General features: G+C 73.1%; 24 protein-coding genes. 13 read left to right on the forward strand and 11 right to left on the reverse strand.

Going from position 1 to position 21,399, the window contains the following annotated elements:
- Positions 1–44 precede the first annotated feature (44 nt).
- A complete protein-coding gene (locus tag NFX44_RS07920; protein ID WP_262282848.1) occupies positions 45–1,238 on the forward strand; it encodes an epoxide hydrolase family protein in 1,194 nt (397 codons plus the stop codon).
- A 77-nt stretch (positions 1,239–1,315) separates the two neighbouring features.
- Here the strand turns inward: NFX44_RS07920 and pstB are convergent, their stop codons facing one another.
- From pstB to NFX44_RS07955, 7 genes are all read right to left on the reverse strand, one after another.
- Complete coding sequence (gene pstB, locus NFX44_RS07925) at positions 1,316–2,092, reverse strand: phosphate ABC transporter ATP-binding protein PstB (RefSeq protein WP_262282849.1); 777 nt, start codon at positions 2,090–2,092, stop codon at positions 1,316–1,318.
- Positions 2,093–2,112: 20 nt separating this feature from the next.
- On the reverse strand, positions 2,113–3,201 hold the full coding sequence (gene pstA / locus NFX44_RS07930; RefSeq protein ID WP_262282850.1) for a phosphate ABC transporter permease PstA: 1,089 nt from the start codon (positions 3,199–3,201) through the stop codon (positions 2,113–2,115).
- Complete coding sequence (pstC, locus tag NFX44_RS07935) at positions 3,198–4,283, reverse strand: phosphate ABC transporter permease subunit PstC (RefSeq protein ID WP_262282851.1); 1,086 nt, start codon at positions 4,281–4,283, stop codon at positions 3,198–3,200. The genes pstA and pstC overlap by 4 nt, the downstream gene beginning before the upstream one ends.
- 41 nt (positions 4,284–4,324) lie before the next feature.
- Positions 4,325–5,428 (reverse strand): phosphate ABC transporter substrate-binding protein PstS, encoded by a 1,104-nt coding sequence (gene pstS, locus NFX44_RS07940; protein ID WP_262282852.1) that lies wholly within the window; start codon positions 5,426–5,428, stop codon positions 4,325–4,327.
- A gap of 299 nt (positions 5,429–5,727) precedes the next feature.
- Positions 5,728–6,654, reverse strand: coding sequence for a mycothiol synthase (gene mshD, locus NFX44_RS07945; RefSeq protein WP_262282853.1), 927 nt, complete (start codon positions 6,652–6,654; stop codon positions 5,728–5,730).
- A 66-nt stretch (positions 6,655–6,720) separates the two neighbouring features.
- Positions 6,721–7,590, reverse strand: coding sequence for a polysaccharide deacetylase family protein (locus tag NFX44_RS07950; RefSeq protein WP_262282854.1), 870 nt, complete (start codon positions 7,588–7,590; stop codon positions 6,721–6,723).
- A 156-nt stretch (positions 7,591–7,746) separates the two neighbouring features.
- The gene (locus NFX44_RS07955; RefSeq protein ID WP_091267462.1) at positions 7,747–8,460 is read right to left on the reverse strand and encodes a response regulator transcription factor; all 714 of its coding nucleotides are present in this window, start codon (positions 8,458–8,460) and stop codon (positions 7,747–7,749) included.
- 250 nt (positions 8,461–8,710) lie between these two features.
- On the opposite strand from NFX44_RS07955, the gene NFX44_RS07960 reads away from it, so the two are divergent.
- From NFX44_RS07960 to NFX44_RS07980, 6 genes are all read left to right on the forward strand, one after another.
- Positions 8,711–9,757, forward strand: a complete 1,047-nt coding sequence (locus NFX44_RS07960; protein ID WP_262282855.1) for a hypothetical protein — start codon at positions 8,711–8,713, stop codon at positions 9,755–9,757.
- A gap of 82 nt (positions 9,758–9,839) precedes the next feature.
- Positions 9,840–10,625, forward strand: coding sequence for a DUF2993 domain-containing protein (locus tag NFX44_RS07965; protein WP_262282856.1), 786 nt, complete (start codon positions 9,840–9,842; stop codon positions 10,623–10,625).
- Positions 10,626–10,708: 83 nt separating this feature from the next.
- Positions 10,709–10,786, forward strand: a complete 78-nt coding sequence (locus NFX44_RS33230; RefSeq protein ID WP_311202345.1) for an Ms5788A family Cys-rich leader peptide — start codon at positions 10,709–10,711, stop codon at positions 10,784–10,786.
- 203 nt (positions 10,787–10,989) lie between these two features.
- A complete protein-coding gene (locus tag NFX44_RS07970; RefSeq protein WP_262282857.1) occupies positions 10,990–11,838 on the forward strand; it encodes a sulfurtransferase in 849 nt (282 codons plus the stop codon).
- 5 nt (positions 11,839–11,843) lie between these two features.
- A complete protein-coding gene (locus NFX44_RS07975) occupies positions 11,844–12,167 on the forward strand; it encodes a DUF1416 domain-containing protein (protein ID WP_262282858.1) in 324 nt (107 codons plus the stop codon).
- 133 nt (positions 12,168–12,300) lie between these two features.
- Positions 12,301–13,161 (forward strand): hypothetical protein, encoded by an 861-nt coding sequence (locus NFX44_RS07980; protein ID WP_262282859.1) that lies wholly within the window; start codon positions 12,301–12,303, stop codon positions 13,159–13,161.
- 9 nt (positions 13,162–13,170) lie between these two features.
- On the opposite strand, the gene NFX44_RS07985 is transcribed toward NFX44_RS07980, so the two are convergent.
- The 3 genes from NFX44_RS07985 to NFX44_RS07995 form a co-directional block, all read right to left on the reverse strand.
- Positions 13,171–15,225: a glycogen debranching N-terminal domain-containing protein gene (locus NFX44_RS07985; RefSeq protein ID WP_262282860.1), complete on the reverse strand. Its 2,055-nt coding sequence runs from the start codon at positions 15,223–15,225 to the stop codon at positions 13,171–13,173.
- Positions 15,222–15,602: an SCP2 sterol-binding domain-containing protein gene (locus NFX44_RS07990; protein WP_262282861.1), complete on the reverse strand. Its 381-nt coding sequence runs from the start codon at positions 15,600–15,602 to the stop codon at positions 15,222–15,224. The genes NFX44_RS07985 and NFX44_RS07990 overlap by 4 nt, the downstream gene beginning before the upstream one ends.
- An 85-nt stretch (positions 15,603–15,687) precedes the next feature.
- A complete protein-coding gene (locus NFX44_RS07995; RefSeq protein WP_262282862.1) occupies positions 15,688–16,062 on the reverse strand; it encodes a DsrE family protein in 375 nt (124 codons plus the stop codon).
- A 12-nt stretch (positions 16,063–16,074) separates the two neighbouring features.
- Here NFX44_RS07995 and mtfM point away from each other — a divergent pair, with 12 nt between their 5' ends.
- A complete protein-coding gene (mtfM, locus tag NFX44_RS33235; protein ID WP_046570768.1) occupies positions 16,075–16,179 on the forward strand; it encodes a small membrane protein MtfM in 105 nt (34 codons plus the stop codon).
- 55 nt (positions 16,180–16,234) lie between these two features.
- The gene (locus NFX44_RS08000; RefSeq protein WP_262282863.1) at positions 16,235–16,822 is read left to right on the forward strand and encodes an FABP family protein; all 588 of its coding nucleotides are present in this window, start codon (positions 16,235–16,237) and stop codon (positions 16,820–16,822) included.
- A 118-nt stretch (positions 16,823–16,940) separates the two neighbouring features.
- Here NFX44_RS08000 and NFX44_RS08005 read toward each other — a convergent pair whose 3' ends face one another.
- Positions 16,941–17,789, reverse strand: a complete 849-nt coding sequence (locus tag NFX44_RS08005; protein WP_262282864.1) for an aminotransferase class IV — start codon at positions 17,787–17,789, stop codon at positions 16,941–16,943.
- Between the two features lie 68 nt (positions 17,790–17,857).
- Here NFX44_RS08005 and NFX44_RS08010 point away from each other — a divergent pair, with 68 nt between their 5' ends.
- The 4 genes from NFX44_RS08010 (at position 17,858) to NFX44_RS08025 (ending at position 21,394) form a co-directional block, all read left to right on the forward strand.
- Positions 17,858–18,286 carry a Fur family transcriptional regulator gene (locus NFX44_RS08010; RefSeq protein WP_262282865.1) on the forward strand — a complete coding sequence of 143 codons (429 nt, stop codon included), beginning with the start codon at positions 17,858–17,860 and terminating at the stop codon, positions 18,284–18,286.
- Positions 18,283–19,395, forward strand: a complete 1,113-nt coding sequence (locus NFX44_RS08015; RefSeq protein WP_262282866.1) for a folate-binding protein YgfZ — start codon at positions 18,283–18,285, stop codon at positions 19,393–19,395. The genes NFX44_RS08010 and NFX44_RS08015 overlap by 4 nt, the downstream gene beginning before the upstream one ends.
- A gap of 117 nt (positions 19,396–19,512) precedes the next feature.
- Positions 19,513–20,340 carry a 3-keto-5-aminohexanoate cleavage protein gene (locus NFX44_RS08020; RefSeq protein WP_262282867.1) on the forward strand — a complete coding sequence of 276 codons (828 nt, stop codon included), beginning with the start codon at positions 19,513–19,515 and terminating at the stop codon, positions 20,338–20,340.
- A gap of 94 nt (positions 20,341–20,434) precedes the next feature.
- Positions 20,435–21,394, forward strand: a complete 960-nt coding sequence (locus tag NFX44_RS08025; protein WP_262282868.1) for an asparaginase — start codon at positions 20,435–20,437, stop codon at positions 21,392–21,394.
- Positions 21,395–21,399 lie beyond the last annotated feature (5 nt).

Raw genomic sequence — 21,399 nt, forward strand, 5'->3', positions numbered from 1 at the left:
TATTAGGAACGGAGTGTTCCTAATAGCTTCCTACGCTCAGGGGCATGGCAGACAACACCGCGATCGTCCCGTTCCGTATCGACGTCCCGCAGGCCGACCTGGACGACCTCGCCGACCGGCTGGCCCGGACCCGCTGGGCCGAGGAACTGCCCGCCGATCCCGAAGCGGCGGCCGCCCCCGCCGGCCCGGTCCCGCCCGGCTGGGAGTACGGCGTCCCGCTGAGCTGGGTGCGGCGCCTGGCCGAGCGCTGGCGCACCACCTACGACTGGCGGGAGTGGGAGGCGCGGCTCAACGCGTACCCGCAGTTCACCACCGAGATCGACGGGCAGCGGGTGCACTTCCTGCACGTCCGCTCGCCCGAGCCGGACGCCACCCCGCTGGTCCTCACCCACGGCTGGCCGGGCACCGTCGCCGAGTGGTTGGACGTGATCGGTCCGCTGACCGACCCGCGGGCGCACGGTGGCGACCCGGCCGACGCCTTCCACCTGGTGATCCCGTCGGTGCCGGGGTTCGGCTTCTCCGGGCCGACCCGGGAGCGCGGCTGGAACCGCCACCGGGTGGCGCGCGCCTGGGCCGAGCTGATGCGCCGTCTCGGCTACGAGCGGTACGGCGCGGCCGGCAACGACCTCGGCGCGTTCGTGTCGCCGGAGGTGGGCCGGGCCGACCCGGAGCACGTGCTGGGGGTGCACGTCACGCAGGTCTTCTCCCTGCCGTCCGGTGACCCGGCCGAGCTGGCCGCCCTCACCGAGGAGGAGCGGGGCAAGGTGGCGTTCGCCGACTGGTTCGTGCAGCGCCGGGGCGGCTACGACAAGCTGCACTCGACCGAGCCGCAGAACGTGGCCCACGCGCTGGCCGACTCGCCGGTGGGCCTGCTCGGCTGGCTGGGCCAGCTCATGGGCGACCAGATCGACGCCGACCACGTCCTCACCAACACGACCATCTACTGGCTGACCAACACGGCCGCCTCGGCGGCCCGCTACTACTACGAGGACGCCGAGGCCGTGCACCCGACGCAGAAGGTCAACGGGCGGGGCACGGCGGCGCCGGAGCCGACGACGGTGCCGCTCGGCCTGGCCAACTTCGCCTGGGACTTCCAGTCGATCCGCACGCTCGCCGAGCGCGACCACAAGAACATCGTCAGCTGGCACACCTACGACCGGGGCGGCCACTTCGCCGCCCACCAGGTGCCCGACCTGCTGGCGGCGGACCTCCGGAAGTTCTTCGCCGCGCTGCGCTGAGCGGGAGCCGGTACGCGGACACACCGAGGGCCCCGGTCGGGATCGACCGGGGCCCCGCGGACCGGGACGGCAGCGGCTCAGCCGAAGCGGCCGGTGATGTAGTCCTCGGTCTTCTTCTGGCTCGGGTTGCTGAAGATCTTCTGGGTGTTGTCGTACTCGATCAGCCGGCCGGGGTCACCGGTCTTCTCGATGGAGAAGAAGGCGGTCCGGTCCGACACCCGGGCGGCCTGCTGCATGTTGTGCGTGACGATGATGATGGTGAACTTGTCCTTGAGCTGGAACATCAGGTCCTCGATGGCCAGCGTGGAGATCGGGTCCAGCGCCGAACAGGGCTCGTCCATCAGCACCACCTGCGGCTCGACCGCGATGGTGCGGGCGATGCAGAGCCGCTGCTGCTGACCGCCGGAGAGGCCGGCGCCCGGCTTGCCGAGCCGGTCCTTGACCTCGTCCCAGAGGTTCGCCGAGCGGAGCGCCTTCTCGGCGGCCTCCTCCAGGATCGACTTGCGCCGCACGCCGTTGAGCCGCAGGCCGGCCACCACGTTCTCGAAGATGCTCATGGTGGGGAACGGGTTCGGCCGCTGGAAGACCATGCCGATCATCCGCCGGACCGCCGTGACGTCGACGTCCCGGTCGTAGATGTCCTGGTTGTCGATCGTCAGGCTGCCCTCGACCCGGGCACCCGGGAGCACCTCGTGCATCCGGTTGACCGACCGCAGGAAGGTGGACTTGCCGCAGCCGGACGGGCCGATCAGGGCGGTGACCGTCTTCGGCTCGACGGTCAGGTTGATGTTCTCGATCGCCTTGAACCCGCCGTAGTAGGCGGAGACGCCGGTGGCTTCGATGCGCTTGGCCATGGTGGTGGTACCTCCGGGGTTCATCGGCCGAGCCGGTTACGACGGGCCAGCAACTTCGCCGCGACGGTCAGGACGAGGACGAGGGCGACCAGGGTCAGCGCCGCGGTCCACGCCCGTGCCGGCGAGTACTTCGAGGCCTCGCCGGCCTGCTGGTAGACGAAGAGGGCCAGCGACGACTGGTTGTTCTCGAACGGGTTGAAGTTGATCGCGGCACCGCCGCCGGCCACGAGCAGCACCGGCGCGGTCTCGCCGGCCGCCCGCGCGATGGCGAGCATGATGCCGGTGACGATGCCGGGCAGCGCGGTCGGCAGCACGACCCGCAGGATGGTCTTCCACTTCGGTACGCCGAGGGCGTAGGCGCCCTCGCGCAGCGGGGCCGGCACGAGGCGGAGCATCTCCTCGGTGGACCGGACCACGGTCGGCAGCATGAGCACGCTCAGGGCCAGCGCGGCGGCGAAGCCGGAGAAGCCCGGCCGGCCGTCGTTGAACCACGGCGACACGATCAGCACCCAGAAGGCCAGCACGAACAGGCCGGTGACGATCGACGGGATGCCGGTCATCACGTCCACGAAGAAGCGGATGGTGAAGGCGAACCGGCCCCGGCCGTACTCGACCACGTAGATCGCGCAGAGCACGCCGAGCGGGACGGTGACCAGCGTGGCGATGCCGACCTGCTCCAGGGTGCCGATGATGGCGTGGTAGGCGCCGCCGTTGGCGTCCCGGGCCCCGATGTTGTTCATCGAGGTGCCGAAGAAGTTGCCGTCCAGCCGCTCGGAGCCCTTGCTGACCAGCGTCCAGACCACCGAGGCCAGCGGCAGCACCGCCAGCACGAAGGCGGAGTGGATGAGCGCGCTCCAGGTCCGGTTGCGGGCGGCCCGGCGGCCCTCCACCGCGTTCGCGGCGGCGTAGAGGCCGGCCAGGTAAAGCAGCGCGCCGAGGACCACGACCAGGACCGGGCCGCCGATGCCGGCGCCGTAGACGATGCCGGCCGAGGCCAGCAGCGCCACCACGGCGATGACCGGCGCGGCGTACGCCGGAAGTCGCCGGGCCCGCAGCGTGAGCGGCTGGGCCGGGGGCTGCGGGCGGTGGGAGGTGACGGTGGTGGTCATGCGGCCGACTCCGTGAACTCGCGGCGGCGGTAGATGATCGCCCGCGCGGTGATGTTGACGATCAGCGTGATCGCGAAGAGCACCAGGCCGGAGGCGATCAGCGCGCCCCGGCCGGTGTCGTTCGCCTCAGCGAACCGGTTCGCGATGTTCGCGGCGATCGAGTTGCCGCCGCTCTGCAGCACGTTGAACGAGATGGCGTAGGTGGAGCCGAGGGTCAGCGCCAGGGCGATGGTCTCGCCGAGCGCGCGGCCCAGGCCGAGCATCACCGCGGCGATCACGCCCGGCCGGCCGTAGGGCAGGACGGCGGTGCGGACCATCTCCCAGCGGGTGGCGCCCAGGGCGAGGGCGGCCTCCTCGTTGGCGGTCGGGGTCTGCCGGAACACCTCGCGGGAGAGCGAGGTGACGATGGGCAGCACCATGATCGCCAGCACCACCGAGCCGAGCAGGATCGAGTTCCCGTACGGGCCGTCGCCGAAGATCGGGATCCAGCCGAAGTACCGGTGCAGCCAGGCCGACAGGTCGGCGACCGGCTGGGCGAAGTAGTCCCGGCCCCAGAGCCCGAAGACCACGCTCGGCACGGCGGCCAGCAGGTCGATGAGGAAGCCGAGGGTGCTGCCCAGCCGGCGCGGGGCGTAGTGCGACAGGTAGAGGGCGATGCCCAGCGCCACCGGCACCGCCATGAGCAGGGCGAGCAGCGCGGTGAGCACGGTGCCGAAGGCGAGCGCGCCGATGCCGAACTTCGGCGGATCGTCGTTCGGGAACCAGCCCTCGAAGGTCCAGAAGGACTCGCTGTTGTCCCGCAGCGCCGGCACGGCCTTGGCGACAAGGAAGATCGCGATGGCCGCGATGACCACCAGGACGGTGGTGCCGGCGGCCAGGGTCAGGCCACGGAACGCGCGTTCCGCGCCGAAGGCCCGGGCCCGGGGCAGCCCGCCGCCGCCACCCAGGCCGTTGTCGGGGATGCCAGGGATGCCGGAGGGCTCGGCCACACGCGCCGAGGCACCGGCGGGCCACTCGTGGCTCGTGGCCACGCGGGTCCCGCCGGTGCCGGCGTGCGCCGAGCGGTGAGGGGTGTCACCCATCTGCTCGCTCGCTTCGGTAGAGGGAGTGTGTGGTCAGTGCGTCAGGAGAGGCTCTTGACCGCGGTCTCGACCTTGGCGCGGACCGAGTCGGGCAGCGGGGCGTAGCCCAGCTCGACCAGGTCCTGCTGGCCCTCGGCGCTGGCGGCGTGGCTCAGCAGGCCCTTGACCAGCGGCAGCTTGTCGGCCGCGAGGCCCTTGCTGCAGACGATCTCGTAGGTGACCAGGACGATCGGGTACGCCCCGGCCTCCGTGGTCTTGTAGTCGATCGACATCTTGAGGTCGTTGCCCTGGCCCTCGATCTTGGCCCCGGCGATGGTCTTGCCCGCCGACTCGGCGGTCAGCTCGGCGAACTCGCCGGCGCCGTTCTTGACCTTGGCCTTCTTCAGGCCGCCGTTCTCGGCGTAGGACCACTCGACGTAGCTGATGGTGCCGTCGGTGCTCTTGACCTTGGCGGCCACACCGTCGGACTTGGCCGCGCCGACGCCGCCCGGGGCCTTCCAGGCCTTGGCGTTGCCGAAGGTCCAGTCGGACTCCGCGGTCTTCGACAGGTACTTGGTGAAGTTGTCGGTGGTGCCCGACTCGTCGGAGCGGTGCACCGCCTGGATCGCGGTGGACGGCAGCTTCGCGTCCGGGTTGTCGGCCTTGATGGCCGGGTCGTCCCACTTGGTCACCTTGCCGGCGAAGACCTTCGCCAGGGTGGCCGGGGTGAGCTGGAGGTTGTCCACGCCGCTGACGTTGTAGACGATGGCCACCGGGCCGATGACCATCGGCAGGTTGAGGGCCTGACCGCCGCTGCACTTGGCGTCGGCCTGCGGCTGCTCCTCCGGCTTGAGCGCGGAGTCGGACCCGGCGAAGTCGGCGGTGCCGGCGATGAAGGCCTGGATGCCGGCGCCCGAGCCGGTGGGCTCGTAGTTGATCGTGGTGCCCGCGCACTTCTGCTGGTACGCCTTGATCCACTCGGACATGGCGTTCTTCTGCGCGGAGGAGCCCTGCGCGTTCAGCGTGCCCTTGCCGCAGTCGACCGCGGCGGCGGAGCCGGAGGCGGAGGTGCCGGTCGGCTCGTTGTTGTCCGAGCCGCAGGCGCTGAGACCGAGCACCGCGGTAAGAGCGAGGCAGGCAATGGCGCCGTGCCGCTGGAGCTTCACCTGAGGGGTTTCCCTTCACGTCTTTGTCAGGTCGCCCGGTCTCCCGGGTGCCGGCGCTGACCGGCTGAAAGGAAAGGTAGAAGTGCCAGGTAGACGGTTCGCCGGTCGGAAATGAACGGAAGATGAACAGGCGCGGCCGGCCGGATGGCCGTCGCCTGAGGGCCCGTTGTCCATTTCGTGAACCCGCAGCCCACTATCGCCAATAATACGATTTTTCCGGGCAGCCGTTATCCGGCCAAAGCCACCGCGTGACGCGGCCGTGACCGCTGCCCGGAGGGGTGAGGAGGTGGCGCCGGGCGTCAGCCGAGGTGGTAGTTGACGTGCGCCGACCAGCGGGCGAAGCCGAGGCGCTCGTAGAGGGCCACGGCGGCACCGTTGGAGTCGTCCACGTAGAGCATCACCCGGTCCAGCCCTCGCCGGTCCCGCAGGTAGGACAGGCCGGCCGTGGTGAGCGCCCGGCCCAGGCCGCCGCGGTGCGCGGACGGGTCCACCCCGAGCACGTAGACCTCGCCGATCCGCGCCGAGCCCGGGCGATCGTGCACCTTGGTCCAGTGGAAGCCGAGCAGCCGGCCGGTGGCCGAGTCCTCCGCGAGCAGGAAACCGGCCGGGTCGAACCACGGCTCGGCGAGGCGCAGCCGCAGGTCGTCGGTGGTCCACCGGCCCTGCTCGGGGTGCTGGGCGAAGGCGGCGTTGTTGACCGCCAGCCAGGCGTCGTCGTCCTCGCCGGGGCGGAACGCGCGCAGCCGTACCCCGTCCGGCAGGGCGGGCTCGGGCAGCGCGGCGGTCAGCGGGCGGCGCAGCTGCCAGAGCACCCGGGCGCGGGTGAAGCCCAGGTCGACCCCGAGCGCGGCGGCCGACGGGTGGTCGCCGTGCGCCCAGGCGCGCAATGGCCCGGAGGCGGCGGCCAGCACGCCCCGGGCGAGGGCCCGCCCGGTGCCGCGTCGCCGGTACGCCGGATGCACCACCAGCTCGACGCCGATCCCCTCGGCGGGGTCGGTGGTGTCGAGGTGGGCGTACCCGGTCAGGGTGTCGTCGGCGGCACGGGCGGTGAGGTGCACGGCGGGTGCCTCGGGGTCACGCAGCCGGAGCAGCACGTGCTCGTCGAGCGGGTCGGCGCCGTCCGCGTCGCCGGCGGTGCGGGCCAGCGCCAGCACCTCGGCGACCTCGACCGGCGCCAGCCGGTCGGCGCGGGCGACACGGTCGGCGGTCGGCGTGGTGCTGCTCATCCCGCCACCGTAGCGGCCGGCGGGCCGTCGATCATGCCGGACGCGGGCACCGGGCGGTGGCGGTGGTCACGTGGTGCCGGTGGGCAGCGCCTCCAGCTGGAAGCGGTCCAGCAGCTCAGGGAGCAGGCGCTGCAACGCCTCGACCGTGCCGGAGCGATCGCCGCCCGCATCGTGCATCAGCACGATCGAGCCCGGGCCGGTCTGCGCCAGCACCGCGGCCTCGATCTTGGCGGCGCCCGGCGCCTGCCAGTCCGTCGGGTCCACCGCCCAGTGCAGCGGCGTCATGCCCAGTTCCTCGCAGGTCGAGACCACCGGGTACGTCCACTCCCCGCCCGGCTGCCGGAAGTACGCGATCCGCACGTCCGGCGCCGCCGCCCGGATCGCGTCGTTGGTGCGCACCAGGTCGTCGCGGATCGCGTCCTGCGAGCGCTTGCCCAGCGTGAGGTCGTGGTTCCACGAGTGGTTGCAGATGGTGTGCCCGTCGGCCACGATCGACCGCACCAGGTCCGGGTGGCTCTCCGCGTTCTCGCCGACGATGCAGAAGGTGGCCTTCACGCCGTATTCCTTCAGCAGGGCGAGCACCTGCGGCGTCCACCGTGGGTCGGGGCCGTCGTCGAAGGTCAGGGCGATCCGGGCCGAGCCGGTGGAGATCCGCGCCCCGTAGGGACCCTCGTTGTCGTCGGCCGGGCCGCCGCTGCCCGCGGCGCTCGGGCTGGCGTCGGGGCTCGGCTCGCCGTGGTCGCCGGCGGGCGGGCCGGGGAACTCGGTGCTGGGTGGCTGGTCGCCGTAGCGCGGGGCGTGGACGCTGGCCGCCACGCCGGCGCCCCGGTGCGGCTGGTCGGGCATGAGGCTGCGGCCGAGCGCGAAAGCGGAGCCGAGCAGCGCGGCCACCACCACCGTCACCATCCCGGCCGCGCGGAGCGTCGAGGCCGACATCAGCCCGCCCGGCCGTTCTTCGCCCCCGTGGTCACCACACGCACCGTCGCCCCCTTTGCCCGGCAGATCCCGGCAGTCAGAGTAGGGCTGACCGGGCAGGCAAATAGGGCAAAATGGGGTAGGCATCCCCGATGGGGGACGCGGCGGGAGCCTCGCTCAGACGGGCAGCGGGGCGGGCTCCGACTCCGGCAGCGAGCGCGACGGCGGCACGACGAACTTGTAGCCCACCTGGCGCACCGTGCCGATCATCGACTCGTACTCCGAGCCGAGCTTGGCGCGCAGCCGCCGGACGTGCACGTCGACCGTGCGGGTGCCGCCGAAGTAGTCGTAGCCCCAGACCTCACGGAGCAGCTGGTCCCGGGTGAACACCCGGCCCGGGTGCTGGGCCAGGAACTTCAGCAGCTCGAACTCCTTGTAGGTGAGGTCGAGCGGGCGGCCCTTCAGCTTGGCCGCGTAGGTGTCCGGGTCGATGGTCAGCTCGCCGGCCCGGATCGAACCGCCGGCGCCCGCCGTCGCGTTGCTCAGCCGGCCGACCGCGAGCCGCAGCCGGGCCTCCACCTCCGCGGGACCCGCGCCGGCCAGGATCACGTCGTCCACACCCCAGTCGGCGTTGAGCGCGATCAGCCCGGCCTCGGTGACGACCGCGACCAGCGGGACGCCCAGCCCGGTGGCGTGCAGCATCCGGCAGGTCGCGCGGGCCTCGCTCAGCTCGGCGCGGGCGTCCACCAGGACGGCGTCCGGGGTCGGGCCGGAGACCAGCGTGCGGACGTCGCGCGGCGCGGTGCGGACCGAGTGCGGCAGCAGGTCGAGCGCCGGCAGCACCGCCGATGGTTCACCTGCGCGCGCGGTCACCAGCAGCAGGAGCTCCACACGATCACCTCCGTCCCGGCGGCCCTCCGGCCGCGCGCGACCAGCGGCACTCCGTGACGGGTGACGCTGAGAATTTGCGTGGGTCCCGGCGTCGCTGACGGGCGGGTAACGGCTTGAGCGTAACCGATCGCCCGGCCGTCACCTCCGTACCCTTTCCTGTTTGTCTGGTCTGCCCCTGATCGCGGCTCAGGTTTTAACGTTGCCGAAACCGTGACTCCGCCCGACCGGCCGGGTCTGGCACGATCGGTGCGTGTTTCCCTCCACCTCGCCCGACACCGGCCGTGAACCGTGGCCCGACGACGCGGCCTCCGGGCCCGCCGGCCCCGCCCGTGGCTACCCGCCGGCCCCGCGCACCGGCCCGGCCGACGACAGCGGCGGGCGGGAGCGGAAGGGCCCCCGCCGGCTCCGCAAGAGCGGGCCGGGCCGGCGCCCCGACGACGAGCCCGAGGAGGTGCCCGAGGAGGAGGTGCCTCCGGTCCCGGTGCGCCGCCCGCTCGCGCTGACCGTCGCGGGCTTCGCCGCGCTGCTCGGCGTGGGCCTGGTGCTCGGCGCGCAGACCGCCGGCCCCGGGCACCGGCTGCCCTTCGCGTTCATCATCTTCGGCGTCCAACTGCTCTTCGTGCTGGCCTGGACCATGGCCATGCGGCCGCCCGCGCTGCTGGTCGTCGCGCTGGTCAGCGCCGCCGCGGCGGGGATCGCCGACGCCGCCGCGGTGCAGTCGGACATCGCCGGCCTGGCCCCCCTCGGCTACGCGGCGGCCGCCGGCCTGGTGCTCGCCGTGCTCGGCCAGCTCTTCCGCCGGGTGGACCGGGTCCGGGTGACCGACTCGCTGGGCGGCACCCTGCTGATCGTCGTGGGGGTGGTCGCCTTCGCCACGCTGATCGTGCTCAGCCGGATCCCGAAGGGCACCCAGGCGATCACCGTCTGCCTCACCGCCACCGGGGTGGCCCTGCTGGTGGCGAGGCTGACCGACGCGGTGGCCCCCTGGCCGCGGCTCGCCCCGCAGGTGCCCCGCGGCGCCGCCGGCGTGGTCGCCGGGGCCATGCTCGGCACCCTGACCAGCGCGGTGCTCGGCAGCTACCTGGTCGGCTTCACCCCGACCAGCGCCGCGCTGGTCGGCCTGGTCACCGCCGGCACCGCCGTCCTGGCCGACCTCGCCGTGGGGTACGCCGAGGCGGGCCGGCTGATGGCCGGTGAGCCGCCGACCATGTGGGTGGCCCGGCACATGCAGGGCCCGCTCGGCGGCTTCGCGCTCGCCGCGCCGGCCGCGTACGCCATGTGCGTGCTCTTCCTCTGAGCCCCGCGGTTGGGGCGACGGCGCCTCGGGTAAGTACCGTTGCGCCGCGAGAAGCGGTGATGCGGCGAAGTCAGGAGGCGGCGTGGCAGAGGCGTACCCGGCGAACGAGGGCCGACCCCGGCGGCGGGGCCGGAAGGTGCTGGTCGGTTTCGTCGTCCTGCTGCTGGTCCTGGCCGGGCTCCTGGTGGTCGCCGACCGGGTGGCCGCCGGCGTCGCCGAGCGCGCCATCGCCGACCAGGTGAAGAAAGAGGTCGCCAAGCAGGACGCGCAGTCCTCGGCGCCCCAGGTCGAGGTCGGTGGCTTCCCGTTCCTCACCCAGGTGCTCGCCGGGAAGTACGAGCGCATCTCGATCGTGCTGACCGACGTGCAGGGCAAGGTGCAGGGCGACGCGGTCAGCGTGCCGCGGCTGGACGTGGACGCGCGCAACGTCAAGGCGTCGCTGGACACCCTCCGCTCCGGCCAGGGTGACGTGGTGGCCGAGACCGTCGACGGCCGGGGCACGGTGACCTACGACAGCCTGGCGAAGCTGCTCGACCGCCCCGGGCTCACCCTCGGCGAGCGGAACGGCAAGCTCGCGGTCACCGCGCCGGTGGACATCCTCGGCGCCAAGCTGACCGTGAACGGCACCGCCGACGTGACGGTCGCGGGCGGCAAGGTGGCCCTGCGCTTCAACGACGTGACCGCCGAGGGCCTGCCCAACCTGCCGCTCGCCAAGACGCTGCTGGCCAACTACGCCAAGGGCATCTCGGTCGACGTGCCCCTGCCGGAGCTGCCCTTCCAGCTCAACGTGCGCAAGGTGGAGCCGAGGCCGGAGGGCCTCGTGGTCGACGCCGACGCGCGGAACGTGCCGATCAACTCCGCCGGCTGAGGCGCCGCACGCCACCCCGGCCGTGTCCCGGATGCTGGTCGGCCCGGTGGCAGCCTGCGGGCCGACTGGTAGTCTCCCTGTCCATGGGGACGCTCCTCACCAAACGGCGCGCGGTCGACCTGTGCCGCGTGGCCACCTGCCTGTGTCGCCCCGTCATCTGACGGCGGGGCTGTCCTCGGCCGCTTAGCGGCCACCGGCACACAGGGTCCGCGTACCCTCCGGTTTCCCCCTCTTCGCCCGGCAGCGGCGCCGTCGCACGTACCCGTGATCCGTTCCTAGCTCTGGGTCCCGCGCGTGGTGCGACAATCACCAACTTCGATCTCCGCGCGCTGGCTCACCATCCATCCTCACAGGGAGTGATCTGATGAGTCGCGACACCGCACTCGTCTCGGCCGAGTGGGCCGAGAAGAACATCGACGCCCCGGGCGTCGTCTTCGTCGAGGTCGACGAGGACACCTCGGCCTACGACACCGGCCACATCGCGGGCGCCGTCAAGCTCGACTGGCGCACCGACCTCCAGGACCCGGTGCGCCGGGACTTCGTCAACCAGGACCAGTTCGCCGCGCTGCTCTCCGAGCGGGGCATCGGCAACGACGACACCGTCATCCTCTACGGCGGCAACAACAACTGGTTCGCCGCGTACGCGTACTGGTACTTCAAGCTCTACGGCCACCGCGACGTCAAGCTGCTCGACGGCGGCCGCAAGAAGTGGGAGCTGGACGCCCGCCCGCTGGTCACCGACCCGGTGCGGCGCCCGGCGACGCAGTACGTCGCGCAGGCGCCGGACACCTCGATCCGCGCCTTCCGCGACGAGGTCGTCGCCGCGATCGGCACCAAGAACCTGGTCGACGTGCGCAGCCCCGACGAGTACGCCGGCCGGCTGCTCGCCCCGGCCCACCTCCCGCAGGAGCAGGCTCAGCGGGCCGGCCACGTGCCGACCGCGATCAGCGTCCCGTGGTCCAAGGCGGCCAATGAGGACGGCACCTTCAAGTCCGACGACGAGCTCCGCCGGATCTACGCCGACGCGGGCCTGGACGACGGCAAGGAGACGATCGCCTACTGCCGGATCGGCGAGCGCTCCTCGCACACCTGGTTCGTGCTCCAGGAGCTGCTCGGCCACCGCAACGTGAAGAACTACGACGGCTCCTGGACCGAGTACGGCTCGCTGGTCGGCGTGCCGGTCGCGCTCGGCGACGAGCCCGGGGAGGCCTGATCCCCATGACCGCTCCCACCGCCGCGGGCTGCGCCGCCCCGGACCAGGCCGCCCCCCTCCCGGCCAGCCTGGACCTGGAGAAGGAAACCGTCATCACCGGCCTGGTCAAGGCCGAGTCCGGCGAGGCCGTGCCGGGCGCGTACGTCCGGCTGCTCGACTCGACGGGCGAGTTCACCGCCGAGGTGGTGACCTCCCCGGCCGGCCAGTTCCGGTTCTTCGCCGCGCCGGGCAGCTGGACCCTGCGGGCGCTCTCCCGGCACGGCAACGGCGACACCGCCGTCACCGCCGCCCGCGGGATCAACGAGGTGACCGTCACGGTCGCCGCCTGACCCACGCTCTGATCGTGGCCCGCCGTCCCGTGGAGGATGGCGGGCCACGAGCCGTTCCGGCGCCCGGCGGGCTGATCGCCGGGTGTGCCGAGGCGCGGCCCGGTCGGTCGTCGCGGCGTGACACCATGGCCCGGTGAGTGAGGCCGTCCAGGCGGGCTACGCGCCGCCGACCCGTCCCGACCAGCCGGCCCCCGGCCGGCGTCGGCTGCGCTGGCTGGTGGCCGCCACGGCGGCGTGGGCGGTGCTGCTCGCCGGTCTCACCTGGTGGTCGGTGCGGCACGACCCGCCGACCGTGAAGGAGCAGCGCTCGCTGGACCAGGCCGGTCCCGTGGTGGACCGGGCACTCGGCCGGCTGATCGCCGCGGTCGGCCGGGACGGGGTGCCGGCGCTCCTGCCGGACCGGATCGAGCGGGGCTGCCGGGTCACGCCCCTGGACGACGGCGCCGAGCTGGAGCGCGGCGTGGCGGTCGTGCTGGCCGGCGACGACGTACGCCAGCTGCTCCAGCGGGTGGCCGACCGGCTGCCGCCGGACTGGCGGGCGGGCGTCTCGGCGTTCGACGGCGAGCCGCGGCTGCGCGCCGACGCGGGGGAGTTCGTCACCGTCGAGGGCCGGTCCGCCGGGCCCGGCCGGGTGGTGCTCACCGCGGCCACCGGCTGCCGTCCGGTCGGGGCGGGCTACCGGCCCCCGGCAGCCGACGCCGCGGCCGAAACCGCGGAGGCGGGCCGGGCCGTGGGCCGCTGGGGCGGCGCGGGCGGTCCCGTCCAGGTGCTCGCGGCGCCCTGCCCCGGAGGCGGAACGGCCCGCACGGCCCGGGTCGAGACGGCCGGCGGGCCGGCCGGGACCCCGCTCGCGGCGGCCTTCCCGGACGTGGACGGCTCCCTGGTGCTCCGCGACTCCGCCGAGGAGTACGCCCTGCGCGGCAGCTTCGCGGTGCTCGCCGAGCGGGTCGACGACCGGGTGCGGGTGGCGATCACGAGTCCCTGCCCGGCCTGACCCGGGCGGTCAGTGCCCGTGGCGCTGGTCGTACGGCTCGCGACTGCGCCCCAGGGCGTCCACCCGGCCCCACCGGCCGGGGATGTCCAGCAGCTCCACCCGGCCCATTCCCCCGGGAACGGCGGGATCGATGATCAGGTGCTCGCCCTGCGGCTCCAGGCCGAGCATCACCCGCAACAGGAGCAGCGGGGTGCCGGCCGACCAGGCCTGCGGGCTGCACGCGGTCGGGTACTCCACCGGATAGTCGGTGAGTCCGCGCTCGTAGCCGGCGAACGCCTCGGGGAGCCGCCCGTTGAAGAATCGGGACGCGCCGAGCATCGCGTCGCAGATCTGCCCGGCCTCCTCCCGGAAGCCGTACTTCCACAGACCCCAGGCGATGATCGAGTTGTCGAACGGCCACACCGTGCCCACGTGGTAGCCGATGGGGTTGTAGCGGCCCTGGTCGTCGGCGAGGGTCCGCACGCCCCAGCCGGAGAAGAGCCGCGGCCCGAGCAGGTGCCCGGCGATCGTCGCCGCGCGGGACTCGTCGACGATGCCGCTCCAGAGCAGGTGGCCGATGTTGGAGCTGAGCGCGTCCACGTGCCGCCCGTCCGGGTCCAGGGCGAGCGCGTAGTACTCCCGCCCGGGGATCCAGAAGTCCCGGTTGAAGCGCTCCTTCAGCGCCGCGGCCTCCCGTTCCAGCCGGTCGGCGTACGCCGGGTCGTTCCAGAAGGTCCGGGCCAGGCGGGCGCCCCGCAGCTTGGCGTCGTACGCGTAGCCCTGCAGTTCGCAGGTGGCCCGGGGGAAGGGCGGCAGCCGGCCGTCGGAGTAGGAGATCGAGTCCCAGGAGTCCTTCCAGCACTGGTTCGCCAGGCCGGTCTCCGGGTTGCGGGTCATGTACCAGACGTAGCCCGTGCCGAGCAGGTCCCCGTACGTGTCGAGCCAGGCCAGCGCGCCCCGCGTCTCGTGTTCCAGCTGCCTGACCAGCTTCGCGTCCCCGGTCCACCGCTCGTACTCGTCGAGCAGGATCACGAAGAGCGCCGTGGTGTCGGCCGAGCCGAAGTACGGCGAGTGCGGCTGCTCCTCGAAGCCGGCGGTCTCGCCGTAGCGCAGCTCGTGCAGGATCTTGCCGGGCTCCTCGTCCCGGAAGTCGTCCACCCGGCTGCCCTGGAGACCGGCCAGCATGAGGATGGTCGGCGGGACCAGTTCCGGCAGGAACGGCAGCACCTGGAGTGAGGTGAAGATGCTGTCCCGCCCGAACAGGGTCATGAACCACGGCAGGCCGGCGGCGAGCAGCCGCACGCCGAGCGCGATCGACTCGTACCGGAGGGCGGCCAGGTCGTTGAGGCTGCGCCGGTACGCCCCGGCCAGCGGCTGGCAGTCGCAGCCCAGCTTCGGGGCCCGCGCGATCAGCGCGTTCTGCTCGGCGTTGATGGCTCCCACCGAGCGCTGCCCGCCGAGCGGCAGGGTGGACCGGATGTCCTCGCCCCGGGCCCCGTAGATCTTCGTCGCCACGTGCAGCCGGGTGGTCCACTCGCCGTGCGGCCCGACCCGGAGTCGGAAGGTCATCCCCTCCCGGTCGACCTCGGTGGGCGCGCTGCTGTCCACCACCGCCTCCCGGTGGAACCCCTCCCGCCGGTAGGTGAGCCGCAGCTGGTTCTCGCCGACCGTGGGTGTGGTGCGCCCCTTCTTCTGCCGCCGGTGCTTGATCTCGAACAGGTCGGCGAAGTCGGAGCCGATGTCCAGCCGGAGAATGAACTCCACCTCCTGCCCGGAGTGGTTGAGCAGGGTCAACTCCTCCTCGAAGCTGCCGCCGATCGACCGGCTGCGGATCATCGAGACCTTGGCGTCCAGGTAGTGCGTCGGCTCCCCGGGCACCAGGAAGAACCGGGTCCGGTACGACAGGGAGTCGTCCATCGAGAGCGCGTGGAGGCGTTGCCCGTTGAGGGTGAGCAGCCAGGTCGAGATGAACCGGGTGTCGAAGGAGAACAGCCCGGTGGGGAAGTCGAACGACGGCTCGATGTCGCCGCGCCGGTCGCTGACCAGGAAGGTGTTGCCGTCCAGGATGCTGACACGTTCCTTCATATCGACCGCCGGACCTGTTCGCGGGCCGTCTCCCGGGGGTCCCGGACACCGGGCGGATCGGGGAAGAACCGGCGGAACAGCAGGAAGAGCACGACCTGGCCGCTGAACGTGGCCTCGTTGCGCAGCACCGCCGCCATGCCGGCCTCCCGGCCCGTGACCAGGCCCTCGAACAGGTCGGCGCTGACCGTGAAGACGGCGTCGGCCGGCAACTGCTCCCGGGTCACCCGGACGCTCCCGGGTGCCATTTCGAGAAACCAATGCTCGGTGCGGTTGCCGGTGGTCAGGTCCAGCTGCAGGCGGCCGCGAGTGGGCCCGCGCAGCACCGCCGGGGCACGCGCCGGCAGGGATGCGAAGAACCGCTCGATCGCCTCGCCCACATCAGGATCGTAGGCAGCGGCCGGACATGTCGGGCAAGGATCGGCAGTCCACGCGGAACGGACATCCGCCGCGCGGCCGGATCGGTCAGTAGACCAGGGCCTGGGCGCCCTCGGCCATCGCCTCCTCGACGAAGACCGCCGCCCCGGCGATCCGGACGCCGGGGATGACGTCGTCCGGGCCGATGTCGCGACGGGCCGCGCACTGCGTGCAGGCGGTCACCCGGCCGGTGGTCAGGATGACGTGCAGCAGTTCGGCCAGCGGCGCGGAGTGCGGCAGCTCGAATTCCTGCGCGCGCCCGGGCAGCGCGAACCAGGTCGACTCCCCGGTGAGCCAGAGCGACACGTCCACCCCGGCGGCCGCGGCGGTGGCGGCGACCGTGAAGGCCTGGGCGCAACGCTCCGGGGCGTCGGCTCCGGCGGTGGCCTTGACGACGAGAGTGCGGGCCATGACGCCCAGCATAGGATGGCCGGGATGGTTACCGAGATCGGGTTCGTCAGCCTGCTGGTCGCCGGATTGGGCGCGCTCGCCGGTGGCCTGGTCTACCTTGCCGTACGCATCTCGAGAGGAAAATGGTGAGCGCGAGGAGTGAGCCGGGTTTGCGAGCCCCGCAGTCGCGAACGAAGGTGGCGCGGTGAGCGAGAACCCGCTTCAGCCGCCGTGGCTGAACGCGCCGCCGGTCGACCCGTACCCGTACGAGGAGAGCCACGACCTGCGCGTCGGCCCGAAGCTGCACCGGAGCCTGGACGGCCTGCTGCCGTACATCGGGGTGTGGCGCGGGCGGGGTCGCGGCGGGTTCCCCACCATCGAGGACTTCGACTTCGCGCAGGAGATCCGGATCAGCCACGACGGCCGGCCGTTCCTGTTCTACGAGTCCCGCGCCTGGATCCTCGACGAGCAGAGCCGCCCGGTCCGCCCGGCCGGCCGTGAGGTGGGCTGGTGGCGTCCGGTGCTGGACGGCGACCGGGTCACCGACGAGCTGGAAGCGCTCATGACCACGCCCACGGGCGTGATGGAGCTGCACATCGGCAAGCGCACGGGCACCCAGATCGAGTTCGCCACCGACGCGGTGGTCCGCACGGCCACCGCCAAGGAGGTCACCGCCGGCGCCCGCCTCTTCGGCATCGTGGAGGGCGCCCTCCTGTACGCCCAGGAGATGGCCGCCCTGGGCCACCCCCTGAGCCCCCACCTGTCCGCCCGCCTGACCCGAGTAGCCGGCTAACCCCACCCCCACTCCCACCTCCGTCCGGCCCCGCCCGTTGATCATGAAGTTATTGCCCGTCGCCTCGGCGTGTCGGCGCAATAACTTCATGATCAACACTGCCGGGCGGGGTCGCCGGTCAGGGGTGGGGGAAGCCCAGGAGGGTGAGCAGGGGTGTGGTGTGGGGGGAGCGGGGGCGGGGGGAGCTGTCCAGGGAGGTCACCTCGGCCAGACCGCGGAGGGATGACGTCAGCCAGATGGCGTCGGCCGCGTGCAGGTCGGCCGGGGTGGGTAGGCGTTCGGCTGCCGTGAGGCCCAGCTCGCCCGCGTGGTCCATGAGCCAGTGGGCGGTCACGCCGGGGAGGACGCCGGTGGTCGCCGCCGGGACCGTGCACAGGGTGCCCCCGCTCAGCCAGACCACGTTCGCGGTGGGCGCCTCCAGCACGTAGCCGTCGTTGGAGACCCAGAGCACGTCGTCCACCCCGGCCCGCTCGGCCCAGCGGCGGGCCGCGGTGCTCAGCGCGTACGAGGTGGACTTCACACCGGCCGGGAGCCAGCCCAGCTCGGGGCGGGACCGGGCGGCCACCCCGAGCGGCAGGGTGGCGACCGTCACCCCGTCCCGCCGGGCCCGCCGCGCGGCGGCCGGCACCTCGCCCAGCGTGGCGTAGACCGTCGGCGGCCCGCCGCCCTCCGGCCCCCGGGTGCAGACCAGCCGCAGCGCGCCCTCGACCTCCGGGGGCCAGCCCGCGCGGACCGTGTCCAGCAGCTCGACCAGCACGTCGGTGGCGGGCAGGGCCAGCCCGATGGCCGCCGCGCCGGCCCGCAGCCGGGCCAGGTGGGCGTCGCGCAGCCAGGGCTCACCACCGCGCAGGTGCATCGTCTCGAAGAGGCCGTCGCCGTGCAGCACGCCCCGGTCGTCGCCACGCAGCACCGCCGCGTCGGCCGGCACGACGCCCCGGCCCGGCACGGCCACCCGCGTCGCCACCACGAGCGCAGCGTAGTGGCGTACCCCCGGCGGCGGGCGGACCGGCGCGGCGGCCGAACTATGATCGGACGGTGTCCGAATCCTCGCTCGCGGAACTGCTCCGCTCCCGTGGGCTGCGGCTGACGGCGCAGCGGCAGTTGGTCCTCCAGGCCGTCCTGGACCTGGGGCACGCCACGCCGGAGCAGGTGCACACGGCGGTGCGCGAGGTGGCCGCCGGGGTCAACATCACCACCATCTACCGGACGCTGGAGCTGCTGGAGCGCCTCGGCCTGGTGACCCACACCCACCTGTCGCACGGCTCGCCGACCTACCACGCGGCCGGTGAGCACCAGCACGTCCACCTGGTTTGCCGGGAGTGCGGTGCGATCGACGAGATAGACCCCGAGCTGCTCCGGCCGCTGGCCGACCAGCTGGCCGCGCAGCGGGGATTCCAGGTCGACATCGGGCACGTGGCGCTCTTCGGCGTCTGCGGCCAGTGCGAGGACGGGGAACGCAAATGATCGACATCGCGGGCGCGGTGGCCGCCGAGGCCATCGACGAGGAGACCCGGGAGCAGCCCGAGCCGGCCCACCGGGCGGCGGGGGTCGGCCCGGTGGCCGCCCACTACGGCGACCCGATGCGCGAGCAGCGCATCCTGGCCACCGGCGTGGGTCTGGTCGACCGCTCGCACCGGGGCGTGATCGCGGTCCCCGGCGAGGAGCGGATGACGTGGCTGCACACGCTGACCAGCCAGCACCTGGCCGCGCTGCGGCCGTGGCAGGGCACCGAGCTGCTGGTGCTCTCGCCGCACGGGCACGTCGAGCAGCACGCCCTGGTCGCCGAGGACGGCGAGACCACCTGGCTGGACACCGAGCCCGGGATGACCGACGGCCTCCTCTCCTACCTGGAGAAGATGCGGTTCTTCAGCAAGGTCGACCCGCGCGACGTCACCGCCGACCACGCGCTGCTCTCGCTGGTCGGGCCGGAGGCCACCGGCGCGCTCGACACCCTCGGGGTCACCGGTCTGGCCGCGCCCGACGTGGTCGCGGTGCCGGGTCCGAAGTTCCGTTCCGGCGAGCTGCCGTCCCGGCCCTCCGTCGTGTACGACGTGAAGCCGCTGGCCGTCGGCGGCTGGGCCCGGCGGGTGGCGCTCGGCGTCGACCTGCTGGTGCCCCGCGCGGCCATGGCCGGGGTGGTCGACGAGCTGCGCGGCGCCGGTGTGCCGGTGGCCGGGCTGTGGGCGTACGAGGCGGTGCGGGTGGCCGCCCGGCAGGCCCGGGCCGGGGTGGACACCGACCACCGGACCATTCCCGCCGAGGTCGGCCTGATCGGGTCTGCCGTGCACCTGGACAAGGGCTGCTATCGCGGCCAGGAGACGGTGGCCCGGGTGCACAACCTGGGCAAGCCGCCCCGCCGGCTCGTCCTGCTGCACCTGGACGGGGTGACCACCGACCAGCCGCCGGCCGCCGGCACGCCGGTGACGCTGGACGGCCGGGCGATCGGCTTCGTGGGCACCGCGGTGCACCACTTCGAGCTGGGCCAGATCGCCCTCGCCGTGGTCAAGCGGAACGTGGCCGAGGATGCCCGGCTGATGGTGGGGGAGACGGCCGCCGCCATCGACCCGGCGTAAGGGATGCCGCTCAGGGGGCGGCAAAGCGGAAAATCTTCTGCTTCCGGCCGTCGTCGCGGCCGATTCTGCTGATTCCGGCTGTCGACCGGAGGGGAGTCGGCGGTCTAGGATCCCGGCATGACCACAGGGACGTTGATCACGGTTGCCCCCACCGGCGCGGAATCGGCCAAGGCGGAGGTGCCGGCGCTGCCGGTGACCCTCGACGAGCTGCTGCTGACCGCCAAGGAGTGCGAGGCGCTCGGCGCCGCCGTGATCCACGTCCACATCCGCGACGACGAGGCGAAGCCCACCCTCGACCAGGGCCGGCTGCGGGAGACCGTGGCGGCGCTGCGGCAGAGCACCGACCTCATCGTGCAGCTCTCCTCCGGCGGCGCGGTGACCGACCCGGAGGCCGCCCGGCTGGCGGTGCTCGACGCCGGCCCCGACATGGCCTCCTGCACCATGGGCACGGTCAACTTCGGCGACGACGTGTTCCTCAACCGCTGGGAGTTCATCGTCGACCTGCACACCCGGATGCAGGACAAGGGTGTCGTCCCCGAGTACGAGATCTTCGAGCTGGGCCACCTCACGGCGCTCCAGCGCCTGCTCGGCAAGTACGGCCTGCCGCACGGCGGGCACGTGCACGTCGACTTCGTGATGGGGGTGCCGGGTGGCATGCCGGGCACCACGGCCACCCTGGTGGCCGCCCAGCAGATGCTGCGCGACCTGCCCGAGGGCACCACGTTCTCGGCCACCGGCATCGGCCGCACCACCATCCCGGTGCTGCTGGCCTCGCTCTCGGCCGGCGGTCACCTGCGGGTCGGCATGGAGGACACGGTCACCTACGCGAAGGGCCGGCCGGTCGAGTCCAACATGCAACTGGTCGCCCGCGCGGTCGGGTTCGCCCAGCTCGCCCAGCGCCCCCCGCTGACCACCACCGAGGCCCGGGCGCTGCTCGGCCTGTAAGCGACGACCGGCCCGCCACCCCTGTACGCCCGCGGCCGACGTCCCTGGTCACCCCGGTGCCGGCCCGGTCGAGCCCGTCGGTACCGTCCACTGCGTGGGAAAGACGTACGAGGGCGGCGTGCCGCTCGCCGAGGTGGTCCGGTCCGGGTTCGTGGAGGGCTTCCACCGGGGGTCCGTGGCGGTGCTCGACGCCGCCGGCGCGCCGGTGTCGGGGGCGGGGGACGCCACCTCGCCGGTCTTCCCGCGGTCGTCCAACAAGCCGATGCAGGCGATCGGGATGCTCCGGGCCGGCCTGCCGCTGACCGACCCGGCCGACGTGGCGCTGGTGTCGGCGAGCCACGCCGGCGAGGAGTTCCACGTCGAGCGGGTCCGCGCCCTGCTGCGCAGCGCCGGCCTGGCCGAGGAGGCGCTGCACTGCCCGCCGGACCTGCCGGTCGGCGAGGCGGCCCGGGAGGCGGTGCTGCGTGCCGGGGGTGGCCCGTCCCGGGTCCTGATGAACTGCTCCGGCAAGCACACCGGCATGCTGCTCACCTGCCTGGCCGCCGGCTGGCCGCTGGACGGCTACTGGCGGCCGGAGCACCCGCTCCAGCAGCGGCTCACCGCCGCGATCGAGGAGTTCACCGGGGAGCGGGCGGCGGCCGTCGGGGTGGACGGTTGCGGCGCCCCGGTGCTCGCCGTCTCGCTGACCGGGCTGGCGCGCGCCTTCCTGCGGCTGGTCTCCGCCGAGCCGGGCACCGTCGAGCGGACGGTGGCCGACGCCATGCGGACGTACCCGGAGCTGGTGGGTGGCACCCAGGCCGACGACACCCGGCTGATGCGCGGCGTACCCGGACTGCTGGCCAAGGTCGGCGCGGAGGGCGTGATCGCGGCGGCCGTGCCGGAGGTCGGCGCGGTCGCGCTCAAGATCGACGACGGGGCCGGGCGGGCCCGGATGCCGGTGCTGGTGTCGGCGCTGCGCCGGCTCGGCGTCGACGCCCCGGTGCTGGCCGAGTACGCCGAGATCCCGCTGCTCGGCGGCGGCCTGCCGGTCGGGGCGGTCCGCCCGGTCTGGTGACCCGG

The organism is Micromonospora sp. MA102, from assembly GCF_025460765.1.
Classification (GTDB): Bacteria; Actinomycetota; Actinomycetes; order Mycobacteriales; family Micromonosporaceae; genus Micromonospora; species Micromonospora halotolerans.

What these genes read in the sequence shown, in the direction of transcription:
- NFX44_RS07950 (WP_262282854.1), bottom strand. Translation starts at nt 7,590, where the DNA reads ATGTCGGCCTCGACGCTCCGCGCGGCCGGGATGGTGACGGTGGTGGTG.
- NFX44_RS33230 (WP_311202345.1), top strand. Translation starts at nt 10,709, where the DNA reads ATGGGGACGCTCCTCACCAAACGGCGCGCGGTCGACCTGTGCCGCGTG.
- NFX44_RS07920 (WP_262282848.1), top strand. Translation starts at nt 45, where the DNA reads ATGGCAGACAACACCGCGATCGTCCCGTTCCGTATCGACGTCCCGCAG.
- NFX44_RS07970 (WP_262282857.1), top strand. Translation starts at nt 10,990, where the DNA reads ATGAGTCGCGACACCGCACTCGTCTCGGCCGAGTGGGCCGAGAAGAAC.
- NFX44_RS08020 (WP_262282867.1), top strand. Translation starts at nt 19,513, where the DNA reads ATGACCACAGGGACGTTGATCACGGTTGCCCCCACCGGCGCGGAATCG.
- pstA (WP_262282850.1), bottom strand. Translation starts at nt 3,201, where the DNA reads ATGACCACCACCGTCACCTCCCACCGCCCGCAGCCCCCGGCCCAGCCG.
- mtfM (WP_046570768.1), top strand. Translation starts at nt 16,075, where the DNA reads ATGGTTACCGAGATCGGGTTCGTCAGCCTGCTGGTCGCCGGATTGGGC.
- mshD (WP_262282853.1), bottom strand. Translation starts at nt 6,654, where the DNA reads ATGAGCAGCACCACGCCGACCGCCGACCGTGTCGCCCGCGCCGACCGG.
- pstB (WP_262282849.1), bottom strand. Translation starts at nt 2,092, where the DNA reads ATGGCCAAGCGCATCGAAGCCACCGGCGTCTCCGCCTACTACGGCGGG.
- NFX44_RS07995 (WP_262282862.1), bottom strand. Translation starts at nt 16,062, where the DNA reads ATGCTGGGCGTCATGGCCCGCACTCTCGTCGTCAAGGCCACCGCCGGA.
- NFX44_RS07975 (WP_262282858.1), top strand. Translation starts at nt 11,844, where the DNA reads ATGACCGCTCCCACCGCCGCGGGCTGCGCCGCCCCGGACCAGGCCGCC.
- NFX44_RS07985 (WP_262282860.1), bottom strand. Translation starts at nt 15,225, where the DNA reads ATGAAGGAACGTGTCAGCATCCTGGACGGCAACACCTTCCTGGTCAGC.
- pstC (WP_262282851.1), bottom strand. Translation starts at nt 4,283, where the DNA reads ATGGGTGACACCCCTCACCGCTCGGCGCACGCCGGCACCGGCGGGACC.
- NFX44_RS08015 (WP_262282866.1), top strand. Translation starts at nt 18,283, where the DNA reads ATGATCGACATCGCGGGCGCGGTGGCCGCCGAGGCCATCGACGAGGAG.